A 19586-nucleotide genomic window follows, 5' to 3' on the forward strand; every position below is an offset into this window, starting at 1 on the left:
AAACGAGAGTTCTTGTTGATAGACCGGTGAGGAAGGCGGGGACGAGGCTGGGGGCAGTTGACTCTTGGTTCCTCACCTGTGCCGACATGGTTCGAACTGGGACATGTCGGGAGTTGCGTATCGGCGTACGGGCCGCGGGCGGGAAGCCGCGGGCGGTCCGAGAGAGGACCCATCAATGCGTGTGGATGGCGGCTTGGCGGAAGGGGTCGATCCGGGCAGGGGCGCTGGCGGCGACGTCGCGGCGGCGTGGCAGCGGGTCAAGCGGCGCCTGCGGGCCGAACTCGGCGAGGATGTCTTCGCGAGCTGGTTCGCGCGGCTCGAATTGCAGGACGTGGCGGGCGGCACCGCCCGGCTGACCGTGCCCACGCGCTTCCTCAAGAGCTGGATCGAGTCCCACTATCTCGACCGGGTCCTGGCGACCTTCCGCAGCGAGGCGGACGGGATCGACGGCATCGAGGTCGGGGTGCGCGGCCCGATGGCCCCGGCCCGGGCGGCGCCGGGCGCGGCGGCCTCCGCGCCGAAGCCCGCCTCGCCGATCCGGACGCCCGGCGCCGCGCCCGCGGCCCCGGCCACGATCGAACTGCCCGACGCGGATCGGGCGCAGCGCGGCGAGGGCGACCTCAGCGGCGCCCCCCTGGACGCGCGCCTGACCTTCCAGACCTTCGTGGTCGGCCGCTCCAACGCCCTGGCGCACGCGGCGGCCGAGCGCGTCGCGGGCCACGAGGGCTCCGGGCCGATCTACAACCCGCTCTACTTCCACGCGGGCGTCGGCCTCGGCAAGACGCACCTCCTGCACGCGATCGGCCACGCCGCCAAGGAGGCGGGGCGCCGGGTGATCTACCTCACCGCCGACCGCTTCATGTACGGCTTCGTCAACGCCCTGAAGACGCAGAACGCCCTCGCCTTCAAGGAGCGCCTGCGCGCCATCGACGTGCTCATCCTGGACGACGTGCAGTTCATCCAGGGCCGCTCGATCCAGGCCGAGTTCGGCCACACGCTCAACGCGCTGATCGATGCCGGCCGGCAGGTCGTGGCCGCCGCCGACCGTCCGCCGACGGAGCTGGAGAGCCTCGACGAGCGGGTGCGCTCCCGCCTCGCGGGCGGACTCGTGGTCGAGATCGGCACCCTCGACGAGGCCCTGCGGGCCACGATCCTGCAATCGCGCCTGGAGGCGGTCCGCGTCAGCCATCCGGGCTTCGAGGTGAGCCCCGCCGTCGCCGAGTACGTCGCCAAGGCGATCACCGCGAATGGCCGCGACCTCGAAGGGGCGGTCAACCGCCTCCTCGCCCACGCCACGCTCACCGGCGCCCCGGTGACGCTGGAGACGGCCGAGACCGCGATCCGCGACCTCGTCAAGAACCGCGAGCCGAAGCGGGTCAAGATCGAGGACATCCAGAAGCTGGTGGCGAGCCGCTACAACGTCTCGCGCTCGGACATCCTGTCGGAGCGGCGCACCGCCGCCGTGGTCAAGCCGCGCCAGATCGCCATGTACCTCTCCAAGGTGCTGACGCTGCGCTCCCTGCCGGAGATCGGCCGCCGCTTCGGCGGGCGCGACCACACCACCGTGCTGCACGCCGTGCGCAAGATCGAGAAGGCGATCGGGGAGGATTCGGCCCTCAGCGACGAGGTCGAACTCCTCAAGCGCATGCTGCAGGATTGACGCCGCGCCGCCGGGCGCCGCCGGCGGTGCTTCGGCGGGGCCCTCGCGGCGCCCCGCCCCGGACCCCGCCTTCGCGCGCGGGCGGCCCCGGCTTGCCTTCGGGATGGAGCTTCGCCAAAGTTTCGACCCCGTGCGGGGCACGGGAAGCGATGCGGTGCCGGCCCTTGCGGGCCGCGAGAGTGTGAGACGGCGGACCACCCCCATGAGAGTCACAGTCGAGCGCGCGGCCCTCCTACGGTCGCTCGGCCACGTGCACCGCGTCGTCGAGCGGCGCAACACGATCCCGATCCTGTCGAACGTGCTGCTGCGCTCCAGCGCCGACGGCCTGCAGCTGAGGGCGACCGACCTCGACATCGAGGTCACGGAGACGATCCCGGCCGACGTGGTGGATGGCGGCGCCACCACGGTGCCGGCCCACGTGATCTACGACATCGTGCGCAAGCTGCCCGACGGCGTCCAGGTCTCCCTGGAGACGACGGGCGAGACCGGCCAGATGCAGATCCGCTCGGGCCGCTCGCGCTTCATGCTGGGCGCCCTGCCGGAGGCGGATTTCCCCGACCTCGCCGCGGGCGAACTGCCCCACCGCTTCCAGCTCCAGGCCGCCGAGCTGAAGAAGCTGATCGACAAGACGCAGTTCGCGATCTCGACCGAGGAGACGCGCTACTACCTGAACGGGATCTTCTTCCACACGATCGAGACGGAGGCGGGCTTGCGCCTGCGCGCCGTCGCGACGGACGGGCACCGGCTCGCGCGGGTCGAGATGCCCGCCCCCGAGGGCAGCCGCGGCATGCCGGGCATCATCGTGCCGCGCAAGGCCGTGGCCGAGATCCAGAAGCTCGTGGAGGATGGCGGCGACAGCGTCGGGGTGGAACTCTCGCCCGCCAAGGTCCGCTTCACCTTCTCCAGCGGGGTGACGCTGATCTCGAAGCTGATCGACGGCACCTTCCCGGATTACCAGCGCGTGATCCCGACCGGGAACGACAAGCTCCTCACCGTCGAGCGCGAGCAATTCGCCAAGGCGGTCGACCGCGTCTCGACCATCTCCTCGGAGCGCGGGCGCGCGGTGAAGCTCGCGGTCGGCGGCGGGCGGCTGTCGCTCTCGGTGAACAACCCGGATTCCGGCAGCGCCACCGAGGAACTCGACGTCGATTACGAGGCCGCGCCCCTCGATATCGGCTTCAACGCCCGCTACCTGCTCGACATCACGGCGCAGCTCGACGGCGACAGCGCCCTGTTCAAGCTCGCCGATCCGGGCTCCCCGACCCTGATCCAGGACAAGGAGGGGGCGCCGGCCCTCTACGTGCTGATGCCGATGCGGGTGTGAGGCGGGCGCGCTCCCGCGCCGGTCGCGCCGGGTTCCGCCAGGCCCGGCCCGGCGGCGCGGGTCCGCGCTCCGCCGGGCCGCGACGGCGCTCCGTGGCGATCGATCGCGTCGGGCCGCGGGCGAGGGATCTTGCAACCCGGCGCCGGGACGGGTGATTGGGTGGCCCAGGACCCATGGCCGCCCCCGATCCCTTCCGCGTCACGCGCCTCATCGCCCGCGACTTCCGCAACCACGCCAGCCTCGACCTCGGCGTGGGCCGGCCCTTCGTGGCGCTGGTGGGCGAGAACGGTGCCGGCAAGACCAACATCCTCGAGGCGCTCTCGCTGTTCGCGCCCGGCCGGGGCCTGCGCCGGGCCGATTTCGCCGCCATGGCGCGCGAGGGCGGGCCGGGCGGCTTCGCGGTGTCGCTCAGCGTCGAGGGGCCGCACGGTGAGCACCGCGTCGGCACCGCCTGGGAGCCGCCGCAGGGGCGCGAGGAGCGCGGCGGGCGCCAGTGCCGGATCGACGGAGCGAGCGCCCCCTCGCCCACCGCCTTCGCGGAGCAGTTGCGGGTCGTCTGGCTCACCCCGGACCTCGACGCGCTGTTCCGCGGCCCGGCGGGGGATCGGCGGCGCTTCCTCGACCGCCTCGTCCTCGCGGTCGATGCCGGCCACGGCAGCCGCGTCAGCGCCCTTGAGCGTGCCCTGCGCTCCCGCAACCGGCTGCTGGAGGAGCGGCCCGAGGACGGGCCCTGGCTCGACGCGATCGAGCGCGAGGTGGCGGAACTGGCGATCGCCGTGGCGCTCGCCCGGCGCGAGACGGTGGAGCGCCTCGACCGGCTGATCCTCGCCACCCGCGACGCGGCCTCGCCCTTCCCCTGGGCGGGGGTCCGGCTCGAGGGCGACATCGACGACCTCGTGGCGGTCTGGCCGGCCGTGGACGCCGAGGACCGCTTCCGCGCGACGCTGCGCCAGAACCGCTTCCGCGACCGCGCCGCGGGCCGCACGCTCGCCGGCCCGCAGGCCTCCGACCTCGTGGTGCGCCACGGCCCCAAGGACGTGCCGGCCGGCACCGCCTCGACCGGCGAGCAGAAGGCGCTGCTGATCGGCCTCGTGCTCGCCCATGCCCGCCTGGTCGCCGGCATGAGCGGGCTGGCGCCCCTCGTCCTCCTCGACGAGGTCGCGGCCCATCTCGACCCGCGCCGGCGCGCGGGCCTGTTCGACGCCCTGGAGGCGCTGCCGGGGCAGGTCTGGATGACCGGGGCGGATCCGGCGCTGTTCGCGGAACTCGGGAGCCGCGGCGACGTGGTCGCGGTGGCGGAGGGGCAGGTGCGGCCCGGCTGAGCCGCCTCAGGGGCGGGCGGAGGGAATGTCGGTCCGCACGACATCGTCGCCGACGAAGGGCAGGGGCACGTCGGGCGGCACGCGCGGGAGCATGGTCCGACGAAGGGGATGCCGGTTCGGCGAAGACCATCTGCCGAGCCGGTGGCCGGATAGCGCGCGACGCGCTCCTGGATCGGTTTGGCGCGCTCGCGCAAGGGGGGCGTCCCCGACGCGCGATGCGTGACGCTTGGCGCCGTTGCGGCGCGTTCGTGAGTGCCATACGCACGGCATCCGTCTTGCTCACGCGCGCGATCGACGCCAGCGTCGCGGCGAGGCGCTCCACCTCGTCGTCCTGGTCGTTCAGGGGCATCGAGACCCTGCCTTTGGGACGCCGGGAGAGCTGTGTCGACCCGGGCCGGCCGCGATCGCCGCGACGGCCCCGAACCGGAGGCGGGACGCGGCGCCCGCCCGACCTTGAAGCAGGGACCCGATGACCTCACGCCTCGACGAGGCCCGCGCCGCCCTTCAGACGACCTTCGGCTACGAGGATTTCCGGCCCGGCCAGGCGGAGGTGATCGGCGCCGTGCTCGACGGGCGCGACGTGCTCGCCGTGATGCCGACCGGCTCCGGCAAGTCGATGACCTACCAGCTCCCGGCCCTGGTCGAGCGCGCCCTCACCGTGGTGGTCTCGCCGCTGATCGCGCTCATGCACGACCAGGTGCAGCAGATGCGCGGCTTCGGGGTCGCGGCCGCCACCCTCAATTCGAGCGTCGACGAGGCGAGCGCCAAGGCGGCATGGCGCCAGATCCGCGCCGGTGACCTGCGCCTCCTCTTCGTCTCGCCCGAGCGCCTGCTGATGGAGGGGCTGATCGAGGCGCTGCAGGGCGCGGGCGTGCGGCGCCTCGCCGTCGACGAGGCGCATTGCGTCTCGCAATGGGGCCACGACTTCCGGCCGGAATACCGGGAGCTCGCCCGCGCCCGCGAGGCCCTGGGCGGCGTCCAGATGGTGGCGCTCACCGCCACCGCCGACACGGCGACGCGGGCCGACATCACCGAGCGGCTCTTCCCGGCCGGGCGCAGGCCCGAGATCTTCGTCCACTCCTTCGACCGGCCGAACATCCGGCTCACCTTCGCCCCCAAGGAGCACCCGACCCGCCAGATCAGCCGCTTCCTGCGCACCCGCCGGTCGGAGAGCGGCATCGTCTACTGCTCGTCGCGCAAGCGCACCGAGCAGCTCGCCCAGATGCTGCAGGAGGAGGGCGTCAACGCCCTGCCCTACCATGCGGGCCTCGACCAGGGCACGCGGATGCGCAACCAGGACGCCTTCCTGCAGGAGGACGGCATGGTCATGGTGGCGACCGTCGCCTTCGGCATGGGCATCAACAAGCCGGACGTGCGCTTCGTCTGCCACGCCGACATGCCCTCGAACGTCGAGGGCTACTACCAGGAGATCGGCCGCGCCGGCCGCGACGGGCTGCCGGCCGACACGCTCACCCTCTACGGCCTCGACGACATGGCCCTGCGCCGCCGCCAGATCGAGGAGAAGGACATCCCGGACGAGCGCCGCCGGGTCGAGCGCCGCAAGCTCGACGCGATGATCGCGCTCTGCGAGGGCGCCACCTGCCGCCGCCAGTCGCTCCTCGCCTATTTCGGCGAGGCGAGCGCCCCGTGCGGGCGCTGCGACCTCTGCCGGGGCGGCGTGGCGCTGGTCGACGGCACCGTGGCGGCCCAGAAGGTGCTCTCGGCGATCGTGCGCACCGGCCAGCGCTTCGGCGCCGCCTATGTCTGCGACCTCGTCCACGGCAAGGAGACCGACCAGATCCGGCGCAACGGCCACACCAAGCTCAAGACCTTCGGCGTCGGGGCCGACAAGCCGGTCGCGGCGTGGCGCTCGATCCTGCGCCAGCTCTTCGCGGCCGGCGCCGTCGCCGAGAACCAGGACGGCTATGGCGGCCTCGCCATGACCGAGAAGGGCGAGGCGATCCTGTTCGGGCGCGAGCCCGTGCAGCTGCGCCCGGACCCCGAGCCGAAGGCCCCCAAGGAGCGCCGGGCCCGCGGGGCGGAGCGCGACGACACGCTCGGCCTCTCGTCCGAGGACGAGGCCCTGTTCCAGCACCTGCGCGGCCTGCGCGCCACCCTGGCCCGCCAGGAGGGCGTCGCCGCCTACATGATCTTCCCCGACCGCACCCTGGTCGAGATGGCCCGCGCGAAGCCGGTCGACCTCTGGGCCCTGCGCTCGGTCCACGGCGTCGGCGAGCGCAAGCGCGAGGCCTACGGCGAGGCCTTCGTCGCGACGATCGCGGATTTCCTCGCCGACGCCGCCAAGCGCGCCGGCTGAGGCGCCCGCCCGGAGCATTCCGCCGAGGCGCCTCGGCGGCAAGGCCGTTGCTCCGCTCCCGGCACGGTCGCCTCCCTCTCCGACCGGGGAAACCCTCGCCGCCAGGCTGGCAAATGCGCGGGCCGATGCGCCCTCGCGGGTCCGCGCCCATTGCCCTCCCTCCCCCGGCTGCCGTATGCGCTGGGCCTCGACCGCGAGGCCGCCGCAGAGGGTGCCGCATGATCCGCAACGACATCGCCATCACGCCCGACCTCGTGCGCCAGCACGGCCTCACCGACGAGGAATACGCCCGCTTCAAGGAGCTGATCGGCCGCGAGCCGACGATCACCGAACTCGGCATCGTCTCGGCGATGTGGAACGAGCACTGCTCCTACAAGTCCTCCCGCATCCACCTGCGCACGCTGCCGACCAAGGCGCCCTGGGTGATCCAGGGGCCGGGCGAGAATGCCGGCGTCATCGACATCGGCGACGGGCGCGCCTGCGTGTTCAAGATGGAGAGCCACAACCACCCGAGCTTCATCGAGCCCTACCAGGGCGCGGCGACCGGGGTCGGCGGCATCCTGCGCGACGTGTTCACCATGGGCGCCCGGCCGATCGCGGCGCTGAACGCCCTGCGCTTCGGCTCCCCCGACCATCCGCGCACCCGCCACCTCGTCTCGGGCGTCGTCGCCGGCATCGGCGGCTACGGCAATTCCTTCGGCGTGCCGACCGTCGGCGGGTCGGTCGGCTTCCACCGGCGCTACGACGGCAACATCCTGGTCAACGCCATGGCGGTCGGCCTCGCCCGCGCCGACGCGATCTTCTACGCGGCCGCCACCGGGGTCGGGAACCCGATCGTCTATCTCGGCTCCAAGACCGGCCGCGACGGCATCCACGGCGCCACCATGGCCTCGGCCGCCTTCGACGAATCCTCCGAGGAGAAGCGCCCGACCGTGCAGGTCGGCGATCCCTTCGCGGAGAAGCTGCTGCTCGAGGCCTGCCTGGAGCTGATGGCCTCCGGCGCCGTGATCGCGATCCAGGACATGGGCGCGGCCGGCCTGACCTGCTCGGCGGTCGAGATGGGCGCCAAGGGCAATCTCGGGGTCGAACTCGACCTCGACGCGGTGCCGACCCGCGAGGCGGGCATGACTGCCTACGAGATGATGCTCTCCGAGAGCCAGGAGCGCATGCTCATGGTGCTCAAGCCCGGCATGGAGGAGGAGGCCAAGGCGATCTTCGTGAAGTGGGGCCTCGACTTCGCGATCATCGGCCACACCACCGACACGCTGCGCTTCGTCATCAAGCACGGCGGCGAGACGGTCGCCGACCTGCCGATCAAGGAGCTCGGCGACGAGGCCCCGCTCTACGACCGGCCGCACCGCACGAACATGCACCACCCGGTCCTCAGGGCCGAGGACGTCCCGGCCCCGGTGACGCACGGCGAAGCCCTGCGGAGGCTGATGGGCTCGCCCGACCTCGCCTCGAAGCGCTGGGTCTGGGAGCAGTACGACCACTACATCCTCGGCAACACGGTCCAGAAGCCGGGCGGCGACGCCGCCGTGGTGCGGGTCGAGGACGGGCCGAAGGGCCTCGCGCTCACCACCGACGTGACGCCGCGCTACTGCGAGGCCGACCCGGTCGAGGGCGGCCGCCAGGCGGTGGCCGAGGCCTACCGGAACATCTCGGCGGTGGGCGGCCGGCCGCTCGCCGTCACCGACAACCTCAATTTCGGCAATCCCGAGAAGCCCGAGGTGATGGGCCAGTTCGTCGGCTGCATCCAGGGCATCGGCGAGGCCTGCCGCGCCCTCGACTTCCCGGTCGTGTCCGGCAACGTCTCCCTCTACAACGAGACCAACGGCGTCGGCATCCTGCCGACCCCGACGATCGGCGGCGTCGGCGTCGTCGACGACGTGCGCCGGATCGCCACCCTCGCCCTCAAGCGCGAGGGCGACGCGCTGGTGCTGATCGGGCGCAGCCAGGGCTGGCTCGGCCAGTCCCTCTACCTCGCCGAGATCTGCGGGCGCGAGGAAGGCGCGCCGCCCCCGGTCGACCTCGCCGCCGAGCGGAGGAACGGCGAGTTCGTGCGCGGGCTGATCGCCTCGGGCCTCGTCGACACCGTCCACGACCTCTCGGATGGCGGCCTCGCGGTGGCGCTCGCCGAGATGGCGATGGCCGGCCGGATCGGCGCGGCACTGCCCGAATGCCCGCTGCCGATCCCGGCCCACGCCTACCTGTTCGGCGAGGATCAGGGCCGCTACCTGCTCGCGGTCGAGCCCGAGACGGTGCCCGACCTGCTCTACAGCGCCGCCGCGCAGGGGATCGACGCCGCCGTCATCGGCGTCACCGGCGCCGATTCATTGACCCTGCCGGGCGACGAGATCATATCCGTGGAGGAGCTGCGCGCCGTCAACGAGGCGTGGCTGCCGACCTACATGGCCGGGCCCGGCGCCTGATCCCGAGGGCCGGATCCCGGCGGAGACGGAGAACGCTTCGATGCCCATGGACGCCCGCGAGATCGAGACGATGATCCGGGAGGCCCTCCCGGACGCGACGGTCGAGATCCGCGACCTCGCCGGCGACGGCGACCACTACGCCGCCACCGTCGTGTCGGCCGCCTTCAAGGGCAAGTCGCGGGTGCAGCAGCATCAGATGGTCTATGGTGCATTGCAGGGTCGCATGGGCGGCGTGCTTCACGCGCTTGCGCTCACCACGGGCGTCCCCCAGGATTAGGGCACCGCATCAGCTGCCGGCGGGCGCGCCGCACCGCCCTCACCGAGAGGACATCATGACCGACATCAACAGCCGCATCGAGAGCGAGATCAAGTCCCAGGACGTTGTCGTGTTCATGAAGGGCACGCCGCAATTCCCGATGTGCGGGTTCTCCGGCCAGGTCGCGCAGATCCTCAACTACCTCGGCGTGCCCTACAAGGGCGTGAACGTGCTGGAGGACATGGAGATCCGCGAGGGCATCAAGGCCTACTCGAACTGGCCGACCATCCCGCAGGTCTACGTGAAGGGCGAGTTCGTCGGCGGCTGCGACATCACCCGCGAGATGTTCCAGTCGGGCGAGCTGCAGCAGCTGCTCTCCGAGAAGGGCATCGCGGTCAAGACCGCCGCCGCCTGAGGGCGAACACCGCCGGACCGGCACGGGAGGGGGCGCGCGAGCGCCCTTTTTCGTGCCCGCCGTGAACCCTCCGCCCCCGGCCGCGTCTGTACCCGAGAGGGGCGGCAGCGGCGGATGGTTCCATGTACGACGTCATCATCGTGGGCGGCGGGCCCGCGGGTCTGAGCGCGGCCCTGGTGCTCGGCCGCTGCCGCCGCACCGTGCTGCTCCTCGACGCCGGGCACCCCCGCAACGCCGTGACGCCGCGCATGAACGGCTATCTCGGCCATGACGGCTGCCCCCCGGGCGCCCTGCGCGACCAGGGCCGGGCCGAACTCTCCCGCTACCCGACCGTCGAGGTCCGCGACGCCGACGTGGCCGACGCGCGGCGCGACGAGGAGGGCTTCACCGTGGTTCTGGCGGATGGCCGGCGCGAGGCCGCCCGCCGCCTCGTCCTCGCCACCGGGCTCGCCACCGAATTGCCGCCCGTCGAGGGATTCCGCGACTTCTGGGGGCGCGGCGTGCACCACTGCCCCTATTGCGACGGCTACGAGAACCGCGACGCGCCGGTGGCGGTCTACGGACGCGGCGGCTGCGGCAAGGGCCTCGCCCTGGAACTCACCGCCTGGACCCGGGACCTGACCCTGTGCAGCGACGGGCCGGCGGAGCACCTGTCCGGGGAGGACCGCGCGCGGCTCGCGCGCCAGGGCATCCGCCTCGACGAGCGCCCGGTCGCCCGCGTCGAGGGCGAGGACGGGCGCCTCGCCCGCATCCGCTTCCGGGACGGCGCCGCCCTGCCCTGCGGCGCCATGTTCTTCACTCCCGCCGAGTGCGTTCCCTCGCCCCTCGTCGCGCGGCTCGGCTGCGACCTCACCCCGAAGGGCACCGTGCCGACGCGCGACTACGAGCAGTCGAACGTCCCGGGCCTCTACGTGGCGGGCGACGCCTCGCGCCGGGTGCAGTTCGCGATCGTGGCCGCCGCGGAGGGCGCCATGGCGGCCTTCGCGATCAATACCGAGCTCCTGCGCGAGGACACCGCGTGAGCCGAGCTTTCGTCCGCCTGATGCGCACGCACGTTGCGCCCATCGCCGCGGTTCATGCCGGCCGGTAGGGCGGTGCGCGGGCGCTTCAAGAATACCCTGCCCGGCAAAACGTTGTTAAGCTTACCGGGTGATTTGCAGCGGGGGGTTGAGCATGCTGGCTTTGGCGAGGGTGTGGCGCGTCCGGCTCTCCCGGGAGCCGCAGCCCGGAGCGCGGGCGGGGGCGCCGCCCGCGCCGGCCCTGGCCGGGCCTCCGGCCGAGGGCGAGCAGGAGCGTCGCGGACTGACCGCCCGCGAACTGATCCGGATGGCGCAATCGGCGCGCATCACCCGCAACTGAGCGTCGCGGCCCCGGCGCGACGGGGCCGCACGATCGCCGCGCGGCGCTGGCGAGCCCGGCGGCGGACCCGATTCGTCCCTGCGGGAGCGCGCGGGGCGCCGGAGCCCTTCGCGAGGCCGGGGCGGCCTGCTTCGCCGCATCGGGCCGGCCGCCGGGCGACCCGCAACCTGTGATCCCCTGAGCCGGTCATCCCGCGGCCGTCGCGTGGTCGGCCGGCAGCAACCAGCGCGCGATGCTTCGCGCGCCGGGCGCCGACGTCCCGCAGCGCAGCGGGGAGATCTGCGTGCGCTGCCGCACATCCATCGCGGCGACCGTTCACTACTTCTTGCGAAAGCCGAACCGCCCAAGTCCTCGGGACTTGCGGGGGAGCTGCAAAACTTTTTGCATGGAGCCACGACGCGGGCGGAACTGTTCAGCTCGCTCCGTGTTTCTCAGTATCCTGTATGCGTACGCGTACCCCACCAGCCACGGGCTCCGCGCCCGGGGGACCGCTATGCCCGATTTCGACGCCCGCCATCTCGACGACACAGAGGCCCTCGCCCGCCTCGCCGAGATCCTGCACCCGACCAAGGCCCTGCGCGGCCAAGCCAAGGCCCGCGGCCGACGCCGCGTGCGCGAGGGCTTGGCCGACCCCGCGAAGCCGGCCGACAAGTCGGACGAGGCGGCCTGACCCTCACCAGATCTGCGGCGTGATCAGGCCCCGGCTGGTCACCACGACCCAGGCCTTGCCCCGGCGCTCGATCGCCTCGACGCGCCCGACGCCCGGCACCGTGTCGCCCGGGCCCACCTCGATCAGGCGCCGGTTGCGGTTCTCGATCATCGCCACGCCGTCGTAGACGTCGCGCAGCACCCAGCTGTCCACCATCGCGGGCGCGGTCGTGGCGCTGGGCGCGGCCGGCGCGGCGGGCTTGGCCGCGGGCTTGTCCGGCAGGCTCCCGGTCAGGGTCGGCTCGGCGCTCGCGAGCTTCGGGGCCGGCGCGGGCGCGACCGCCACCGGGGCCGGCGCCGCCGCGCGCTGGCGGTCGAGCCGCTCGCCGAGGGCCGCCACGCGGGCCTGCTGCTCGCGGTCGAGATGCTCGATCCGGTCGGAGAGGCCGGCGAGCTTGGCCGCCGCGTCGCTCCCGACCTTGCCGATCCGCTCCAGCCGCTCGGCCATCTGCCCGAACTGCGCCGCCGCCTCGCTCCGCGCGGCCTCGGCGGCCGCCTGCGCGGCGCCGGAGCGCTCCTTCACGAGCTTGAGGTCGCCGGCGAGGCGGGCGGATTCCGCGGCCTGCGCGTCGAGGCGCGTCGCCAACTTCTTCCACTCGGCGAGGCCGACCGCCGCGCGCTCCGCCCGCGCGCCCTTCCCCATCAGCGCCACCGCGGCGCCGCCGCCGAAGGCCCCGACGCAGAGGCCGCCGATCAGCGCCGCGACCGGCAGGCCGAGCTTGACGCGCGGGCGCCGCAGCCGCGGAAGGGCCGCCCGGGCGCGCGCCGCCACGTCCTTGAGACGCCCCTCCGCGGAGGCCGCCTTCGTGCCGGGCGCGTCCCCGGCCTGATCCTTGCCGTCGCTCATGACGAAAAGCTTCCTCGCCGTCCTGGAAGCTTTTGGTTAACGATACTTCTTTACCGAATGGTTAGCGCCTCAGGGGCTGCGGAGCGGCGCGGGGTCGCCCCGCGCCGGGGTGCGGTCCTCAGGCGGCGAGCCCGCGCTTGCGCAGGAGCGGGTCGATGCTCGGCAACCTGCCCCGGAAGGCCATGTAGGCGCGGCGCGCGTCGCGCAGGTTTCCGGCCCCGTACACGAAGGTGCGCAGGCGCTGCGCGGTCTCGGGGTCGAAGATGTCGCCGGCCTCGCGGAAGGCGTCGAAGGCGTCCGCGTCCAGCACCTCGGACCACAGGTAGGAATAGTAGCCCGCCGCGTAGCCGCCCGCGAAGATGTGGGCGAAGTGCGGCGAGCGGTGGCGCATGCTGATCTCGGCCGGCATCCCGATCCGGGTCAGGGTCTCGGCCTCGAAGGACCCGACATCGAGTCCCGCCTCGGCCGCCTCCGACAGGTGCAGGTCGAGGTCGACGATCGCCGAGGCGGCGTACTCGACGGTGGCGAAGCCCTGGTTGAAGGTGCGGGCGGCGAGGAGCCGCTGCAGCAGGGCCTCGGGCATCGGCTCGCCGGTGCGGTAGTGGCGGGCATGAGCCCGCAACACCTGCGGTTGCTCCAGCCAATGCTCGTAGAGCTGCGAGGGCAGTTCCACGAAGTCGCCCGCCACCGCCGTGCCGGCGAGGAGCGGGTAGGTGACGCTCGAGAGCAGACCGTGCAGGGCGTGGCCGAATTCGTGGAACAGCGTGCGGGCATCGTCGAAGGACAGGAGCGCGGGCTCGCCCTCGGCGCCCTTGGCGAAGTTCATCACGTTGACGATGATCGGGGTGACCTCGCCGGTGAGCCGCTCCTGCGAGCGGAAGGCGCTCATCCAGGCGCCGGAGCGCTTGCTCGGCCGCGCGAAGTAGTCGCCGAGGAACAGGCCGACGACCGAGCCGTCGCGGTCGCGCACCTCCCAGGCCCGGACGTCGGGGTGGTAGCGCGGGACCTCGGCCAGTTCCGCGAAGCGCAGGCCGAACAGGCGCGAGGCGGTGTCGAAACAGGCCGCGATCACCCCGTCGAGGGGCAGGTACGGCTTGATCTCGCCCTCGTCGAGGTCGTGCTCGGCCCGCCGGAGCTTCTCCGCGTAGTGGCGCCAGTCCCAGGGCGCCAGGGCGAAGTTGCCGCCCTCGTCGCGGATCAGCCCCTGCAGCCGGCCGCGCTCCGCCGCGGCCCGCGCGCGGGCGGGCGCCCAGACGTCGCGCAGCAGCGCCAGCGCCGCCTCGGGCGTCTCCGCCATCGTGTCGGCGAGCTTGAACGCGGCGAAGTTCGGGTAGCCGAGGAGCCGCGCCCGCTCGGCGCGCAGCTGCAGGGTCTCGGCGATGATCGCCCGGTTGTCCGTCTCGCCCCCGTTCTCGCCGCGCCGGATCCAGGCCGTGTAGGCGCGCTCGCGCAGGTCGCGTCGGGTCGAGAAGACCAGGAACGGCTCGATCAGCGAGCGGGCCAGGGTGATGACGTGGCCGCCCTTTCCCCGCTCCGCCGCGGCCCGGGCGGCGGCGGCCCGCAGGAAGGGCGGCAGCCCGGCGAGGTCCTCCTCGGTCTCGAGCGGCAGCACGAAGCCGCTCTCGTCGGCGAGCAGGTTCTGCGAGAAGCGGGTCGCGAGTTCGGCGAGCCGCGCCGCGATCGCGGCCATGCGCTCCTTGGCGGCGGGGTCGAGATCGGCCCCGGCCCGGCGGAAGAGCGTGCGGTAGCGGTCGAGGACGCGGGCCTCCTCCTCCGACAGGTCCGCCCCGTCGACCGCCCTCACCCGGGCCCAGAGCGCCCCGTTGAGGAAGAGCGCGCTGTGGTGCCGGGCGAGGCGCGGCGCCATGACCCGCTCCACCGCCTGCAGGTCCGGATTGGTGTGGCTGCCGGCGAGGTTGAAGAACACGCCGCCGACGCGCTTGAGCGCCTGGCCCGAGCGCTCGAGCGCCGCGACCGTGTTGGCGAAGCTCGCCGGCTCCGCGCTCCCGGCGATGGCGGCGATCTCGGCCTCGTGCGCCGCGAGCGCCCCGGCGAAGGCGGGTTCGTAATGGGCGGGTTCGATCCGCTCGAAGGGCGGCACTCCGTGGGGCGTCGTCCAGACCGGGTCCAGGAGCGGGTTGCCGGGAGGGGTCGCCGGGGTGCCAGCCATGCGCGTGCGTCCTTTGCGGAATCGAGTCGCGGCCGACGATAGAGGGTGGCGGGTCCGGCGCAAGCGCGCGAGGCCGCGCCGGAGCGCGGAACGGGGGAACGGCGTGGCCGTTGAGTGCCGGCCGGCGCCCGGTGGGCTCCGGCTCGATCCGGGAGAGATCGTGACCCGCCGCCCTGCGCTCCTCCTCGCGCTCCTCGCCGCCGCGCCGGCCCTCGCCCAGGCGCGCGACGCCCCGCCCCTGCCGCCGCCGCGGCCGGACCTGCCCGCGCCGGCGCCCCATCCCGCCACGGCCCCAAATCCTGCCACGACCTCAAGTCCCGCCACGGCTCCGGCTCCCGCCCCGCCCGCCGCCGAGGCGGCTCCCCTGCCGCCGGAGCGCCCCGCCGACCTGCCGGCCGGGCCGGCGGCACCCGCGGTGCCGGACGACACCGCCTGCCTGAGCCGGCTGGAGCGCCTCGGCGCCCGGGCCGAGCCGCTGCCGGCACTGGCGGACGGGCTCTGCGGCGCCCCGAAGCCCCTGCGCGTCGTCGAGCTGCCGGACGGGATCCAGCTCTCGCCGCCCGCCACGCTCACCTGCCGGGCCGCGGAGGCGCTGGCGCGCTGGAGCACCGAGGTGCGGGTCCTGGCCGAGCGCGACCTCGGCCGCCCGCCGAGGTCGCTGCGCATCTCGACCTCCTACGAGTGCCGCGGCCAGAACCACGATCCGGACGCCAAGCTCAGCGAGCACGCCTTCGCCAACGCGATCGACGTGATGGGCTTCACCTTCGAGGGACGCGAGCCGATCGGCATCGGGACGCAGGCCGAGGGCACGCCGGAGGGCCGGTTCCAGGCGGCGGTGCGGGCCCGCGCCTGCGCCTTCTTCCGCACCGTCCTCGGGCCGGGCTCGGATGCCGAGCACGGCAACCACCTGCACCTCGACGAGCGCGAGCGGAATGCCGGCCATCGCCTCTGCCAGTGAGCAGGGAACGGCCGGGCCCCGGTGCCGTTTGTGGCCCACGCAGGAGCGGAGGCGTGAGGCGATGCGACGGGTGCTGGCGGTGTGCGTGGCGAATGTCCTGGTGCTCGGTGCGGCGGCGGCCGCGCCCGCCCTCGACCGCGACGCGGTCAACGGGGCGCGCTTCGAGGCCGGCGCCCACCGCAAGCCCGCGGGCAAGCGGCCCGATCCGGTCCTGATCAAGGCGCAGGTGCTTCTCGACCGGGCGCGGTTCTCCCCGGGCGCCATCGACGGGCGCGACGGCGACAACCTGCGCGGGGCCCTCAAGGCCTTCGCCGAGGCGAAGGGAATGCCGGCCAGCGGGCACCTCGACGGCCGGCTCTGGGAGGCGCTGGCGGGGTCGAGCCAGGATCCGGTGCTCACCGATTACGCGCTGACCAAGGCCGATGCGGAGGGACCCTACGCGGAGGAGATCCCCGCCAAGATGGAGGACCAGGCCGAGCTCAAGGCCCTGTCCTATACCGGGCCCGCCGAGATGCTGGCCGAGCGCTTCCACATGAGCCGGGCGCTGTTCGACGCCCTCAACCCGGACAAGGACCTGGGCCGCGCCGGGACGGTGGTGACGGTCGCGGCGGTGCCGCCGCTCGCCACGGACCGGCCCGGCAAGGGCCTGCCCGAGGAGCCGAAGGTCGCCCGCATCGTGGTCGGCAAGGAGGCGCTGCAGGTGCGCGCCTACGGGGGCGACGGCGCGCTCCTCGCCGTCTACCCGGCCTCGGTCGGCAGCGAGGAGAAGCCTGCCCCGGAGGGCCGCTTCAAGGTTGAGGGCGTGACCTTAAACCCGACCTACACGTACGACCCGAAATACGCCTTCAAGGGCGTCGAGGCGACGCGCAAGTTCACGATCAAGCCCGGCCCCAACAACCCGGTCGGCCTGGTCTGGATCGAGCTCTCGGCCGAGTCCTACGGCATCCACGGCACGCCCGAGCCGGAGAAGATCGGCAAGTCCGAGTCGCACGGCTGCATCCGGCTGACCAACTGGGACGCCCGCGACCTCGCCCTCCACGTGGCGAGGGGCGCCACCGTGGAGATCGGCGAGTAGCGCTCGGGTCAGCGCGGCGCCAGGATCGGCAGCCGGCGGACGGAGATCGCCACCTCCTCCCCGGCCCGGGCGAGGGCGCGGGCGAGCCGCCCCCCGGTCCCGAGGCCGAGCTCGGCGATGACGAGGCGCCGGATCGCCTCGACCTCGCCCTCGGTCGCGCGGTCGAGGGGGCGGCCGGCGAGTTCGGTGGCCGGCAGGATATGCGGCGCCTCGATCCGGTCGTCCCAGCCGGTGGCCCAGACCCGCCGCGCCAGCAGCTCGTTCGTCGCCCGGTAATGGGCCGCCGCCCGCTCCAGCATGCCGGCGTCGAGGGCCTGGAAGGCGCCGCCGAGGCCCCGCTCGGCCGCGAGCGCCTCGATCCGCGCCGTCACGGCGCGGGCCTGCTCGCCGCGTCGCGCGATCCCGGAGGCGGCGAGCCGCCGCGCCACCTCCGCCGAGACCGGGTCGAGGCTGCGGTTGGCGCGGCAGGCGAGGTCGTCCGCGCTCATGAGCGGCAGGAGACGGTCCGCGAGGCCGAGTTCCGCCGCGACGCGCACGATCAGCGGCGCGTCCGCGCGCCGGTCCCGGTAAGGCACCACGCTGACGCGTCCCCGCGCGGCCCGCGCCCAGCCGTCGAGCCCGTAGAGGTAATCGTAGCGGCGGTGCCCGAGATCCGCCGCGAAGGCGGCCGCGAAGGGGCGCCGCTCCGCCAGGAATTGCAGGCGCCAGAGATGCTGCGACTGGAGATAGGCGGCTTGCGCGCGGACCGTGAGCAGGATCTCGGGCTCGTAGCCGTGGCGGCGCAGCAGGTCGCAGAGCAGCCCGGGCGCCGGGTGCCAGGACGGGAACAGGCACAGGCCCTCGTAGGAGATCACCACCGCCTCGGCCCGGCTCGCCGCGAGGCGCGAGGCGAGCGCGTCGAGGAGCTCCCGGCGCTCGCCGAGCGGCCGGCGTCCCGCGAGCGCCGCCCCCAGGTGCTGGTGGCTGAGATGCGGCAGCGGCGCCGCGCGCGGCGTCAGGTCGGGATAGAGGATCCCGGCCTCGCGCAGCGCGGCGCGGTGGCGGAACAGCACGGTCTGCAGCGACGAACTGCCGGTCCGCGGCGTCCCGATATGGATGATGGCGCGGCGCATCGGACCGCGTCAGGCCAAGTGCCGACCGCGAGACACCGAACAGTGACTGTACAGCAACATGTATATTCGGTCTTTCGTCGCATTCGTCCGCCAAGCTTACAATTCTACAAGCATCCGATAAAGCCCCGCTCGGCATCGAGCCGGGAAGTTGTTTCAGAACAATCACTTGGAGGGATTTTTCGCTGCGACGAGCGCCCGATCTCGGTGGAATGCGCGGGGAGGCCGCGCTGGCGCGGGCGGCTCAGCGTGCCTCCTCCCGGACGGGATCCCCCGCGCGCACGCGTCCCGCCGGCCGCCATTGGCTGCGCCCGAGGCCGAGCCGCTCCGCGAGGGCGAGCAGGCCCCAGAACAGCGCGATCTTGCGGCCCCTGAGGCCGGGCAGCGCCCAGGGATCGAGCCCGACGAAGGGCAGGAAGGGATTGCGGCGGCTGGCGGCGTAGATCTCGACGCGCAGGCTCGGCCGCGCGGCGGCGCCGCGGGCGTGGAAGCCGCAGGTGTCGCCGACCACCAGGGTGTTGCCCGGGACCGCGAATCGGACCGGCTCCGCCAGGCCGAGGCGGGGGAGTTCGTCGGGCCGGATCCGGAAGGCGCCGCCGCCTCCCGCGGCGGGATCGCAGGCGTCGATGCTCCGGCGCCGCTCCCAGGCGAGGCGCCGCCGGGAGCGCGTCGCCGAGCCGCGCACATACGTGAAGGGGCCCTCGTCCGCCGGCACGTCGTGCAGGAACAGCCACGCCTTCATGGTCGGGTGGAACGTGTCCATGTGCAGATCGCCCTGCGGGTCGGCCGACCCGTCGAGCCGCGAGAAGATCGTCTGGATGTAGACCTCGGGCTCGGCGTCGAAGCTCGCGACGTAGCGGAGCCGGCCCTGGAAGGCCGGCATGGCGAGGAGGCGGCGGCAGGCGGGCAGGCCGCGCAGGGTGGCGGGCGTCAGGGGCACCCGCCGGGTCACCGCGTTCCCCTCGCGGAACTGCTTGGCCGGCAGCGGGAGCGAGGTGACCTCGCGCACGAGATCCGCGAAGTGATCGGGCGCCAGGAAATCCCGCACCTCGATGTAGCCCTGTGCGGCGAGCTGGCGCCGATCCTCCTCCGTCACCAGCGGCGCGAGCGCCGCGCGGCGCCGCGCGGTCATCGCCGCGGCGAGCCGCACCCGCCAGACATGCAGGCCGCGCCGGTTCAGGCGGACGCTGCCGAGCACCGGATTGGTCCGGAACGACTTCGCCCCCGTCAGGATCTGGGTGGCGTAGAATGGTGCGAGAACAACATGCGAAAGATGGAGTGCCATTTCGATAACCAGCGCATTTCTCATCTCGACAATGCAATTTTGAATCGTGGCAGAAAACCGAACCGCCCCGGCAGGCGCCGCTTTCTTAGCGGTTAGGGCAGGTTAAATTATGCCATCGGGTCGCGACCGGACCGTCGTGAGACTATATATCCCGAAATATTGGGCTGGTTTTCCCGGCCGGCGGAGGAATGGATGGCGATGACGGGCTGACCTCGGCGCGTCTTGTCGGGTCGCAGGGGCGCCGGCGGCCGAGAGGAAGGAGATGGCCGCGGCCCTCCTGACCCAGCGCTTCCCGTGCCGGCGCGACTCGCGGCCCGGGCGGCGCGCCGCGGGAACCCAAGGTCGCGGC

General features: G+C 73.2%; 16 protein-coding genes and 1 pseudogene. 12 read left to right on the forward strand and 5 right to left on the reverse strand.

Features of this window, described 5'->3' with window-relative positions; genetic code table 11:
* Nucleotides 1-175: 175 nt before the first annotated feature.
* The 3 genes from dnaA to recF all read left to right on the forward strand — a co-directional run bounded on the left by dnaA (nucleotide 176) and on the right by recF (nucleotide 4306).
* Nucleotides 176-1660 carry a chromosomal replication initiator protein DnaA gene (gene dnaA / locus M446_RS00010; RefSeq protein WP_012330007.1) on the forward strand — a complete coding sequence of 495 codons (1485 nt, stop codon included), beginning with the start codon at nucleotides 176-178 and terminating at the stop codon, nucleotides 1658-1660.
* 202 nt (nucleotides 1661-1862) lie between these two features.
* Nucleotides 1863-2984 carry a DNA polymerase III subunit beta gene (gene dnaN / locus M446_RS00015; protein ID WP_012330008.1) on the forward strand — a complete coding sequence of 374 codons (1122 nt, stop codon included), beginning with the start codon at nucleotides 1863-1865 and terminating at the stop codon, nucleotides 2982-2984.
* A gap of 173 nt (nucleotides 2985-3157) precedes the next feature.
* Nucleotides 3158-4306, forward strand: a complete 1149-nt coding sequence (recF, locus tag M446_RS00020) for a DNA replication/repair protein RecF (RefSeq protein WP_012330009.1) — start codon at nucleotides 3158-3160, stop codon at nucleotides 4304-4306.
* Between the two features lie 223 nt (nucleotides 4307-4529).
* On the opposite strand, the pseudogene M446_RS39550 reads toward recF, so the two are convergent.
* Nucleotides 4530-4655: pseudogene (locus tag M446_RS39550) on the reverse strand (type II toxin-antitoxin system VapB family antitoxin); the annotation flags it as partial.
* A 120-nt stretch (nucleotides 4656-4775) separates the two neighbouring features.
* Here M446_RS39550 and recQ point away from each other — a divergent pair.
* The 7 genes from recQ to M446_RS37890 all read left to right on the forward strand — a co-directional run bounded on the left by recQ (nucleotide 4776) and on the right by M446_RS37890 (nucleotide 11755).
* Nucleotides 4776-6623 (forward strand): DNA helicase RecQ, encoded by a 1848-nt coding sequence (gene recQ, locus M446_RS00025; protein WP_012330010.1) that lies wholly within the window; start codon nucleotides 4776-4778, stop codon nucleotides 6621-6623.
* 218 nt (nucleotides 6624-6841) lie between these two features.
* The gene (purL, locus tag M446_RS00030) at nucleotides 6842-9055 is read left to right on the forward strand and encodes a phosphoribosylformylglycinamidine synthase subunit PurL (protein WP_012330011.1); all 2214 of its coding nucleotides are present in this window, start codon (nucleotides 6842-6844) and stop codon (nucleotides 9053-9055) included.
* A 40-nt stretch (nucleotides 9056-9095) separates the two neighbouring features.
* The gene (locus tag M446_RS00035; RefSeq protein WP_012330012.1) at nucleotides 9096-9332 is read left to right on the forward strand and encodes a BolA family protein; all 237 of its coding nucleotides are present in this window, start codon (nucleotides 9096-9098) and stop codon (nucleotides 9330-9332) included.
* A 55-nt stretch (nucleotides 9333-9387) separates the two neighbouring features.
* Nucleotides 9388-9726, forward strand: a complete 339-nt coding sequence (grxD, locus tag M446_RS00040) for a Grx4 family monothiol glutaredoxin (RefSeq protein WP_012330013.1) — start codon at nucleotides 9388-9390, stop codon at nucleotides 9724-9726.
* Between the two features lie 122 nt (nucleotides 9727-9848).
* On the forward strand, nucleotides 9849-10748 hold the full coding sequence (locus M446_RS00045) for an NAD(P)/FAD-dependent oxidoreductase (protein WP_012330014.1): 900 nt from the start codon (nucleotides 9849-9851) through the stop codon (nucleotides 10746-10748).
* 151 nt (nucleotides 10749-10899) lie between these two features.
* Nucleotides 10900-11085 (forward strand): hypothetical protein, encoded by a 186-nt coding sequence (locus M446_RS00050; RefSeq protein WP_036270574.1) that lies wholly within the window; start codon nucleotides 10900-10902, stop codon nucleotides 11083-11085.
* Nucleotides 11086-11578: 493 nt separating this feature from the next.
* Nucleotides 11579-11755 carry a hypothetical protein gene (locus M446_RS37890; protein WP_018263067.1) on the forward strand — a complete coding sequence of 59 codons (177 nt, stop codon included), beginning with the start codon at nucleotides 11579-11581 and terminating at the stop codon, nucleotides 11753-11755.
* A 3-nt stretch (nucleotides 11756-11758) separates the two neighbouring features.
* Here M446_RS37890 and M446_RS00055 read toward each other — a convergent pair whose 3' ends face one another.
* A complete protein-coding gene (locus M446_RS00055) occupies nucleotides 11759-12640 on the reverse strand; it encodes a hypothetical protein (RefSeq protein WP_012330016.1) in 882 nt (293 codons plus the stop codon).
* A gap of 118 nt (nucleotides 12641-12758) precedes the next feature.
* Entirely contained in the window at nucleotides 12759-14810 is a 2052-nt protein-coding gene (locus tag M446_RS00060) for a M3 family metallopeptidase (RefSeq protein ID WP_012330017.1), read from the reverse strand.
* 160 nt (nucleotides 14811-14970) lie between these two features.
* On the opposite strand from M446_RS00060, the gene M446_RS00065 reads away from it, so the two are divergent.
* Both M446_RS00065 and M446_RS00070 read left to right on the forward strand, forming a co-directional pair.
* A complete protein-coding gene (locus M446_RS00065) occupies nucleotides 14971-15768 on the forward strand; it encodes an extensin family protein (RefSeq protein WP_012330018.1) in 798 nt (265 codons plus the stop codon).
* A 61-nt stretch (nucleotides 15769-15829) separates the two neighbouring features.
* The gene (locus tag M446_RS00070; RefSeq protein WP_012330019.1) at nucleotides 15830-16843 is read left to right on the forward strand and encodes a L,D-transpeptidase family protein; all 1014 of its coding nucleotides are present in this window, start codon (nucleotides 15830-15832) and stop codon (nucleotides 16841-16843) included.
* A gap of 8 nt (nucleotides 16844-16851) precedes the next feature.
* On the opposite strand, the gene M446_RS00075 is transcribed toward M446_RS00070, so the two are convergent.
* Nucleotides 16852-17955 carry a hypothetical protein gene (locus M446_RS00075; protein WP_012330020.1) on the reverse strand — a complete coding sequence of 368 codons (1104 nt, stop codon included), beginning with the start codon at nucleotides 17953-17955 and terminating at the stop codon, nucleotides 16852-16854.
* A gap of 241 nt (nucleotides 17956-18196) precedes the next feature.
* Nucleotides 18197-19237 (reverse strand): phytanoyl-CoA dioxygenase family protein, encoded by a 1041-nt coding sequence (locus M446_RS00080; RefSeq protein WP_012330021.1) that lies wholly within the window; start codon nucleotides 19235-19237, stop codon nucleotides 18197-18199.
* Nucleotides 19238-19586: the final 349 nt, after the last annotated feature.

The organism is Methylobacterium sp. 4-46 (assembly GCF_000019365.1).
Classification (GTDB): Bacteria; Pseudomonadota; Alphaproteobacteria; order Rhizobiales; family Beijerinckiaceae; genus Methylobacterium.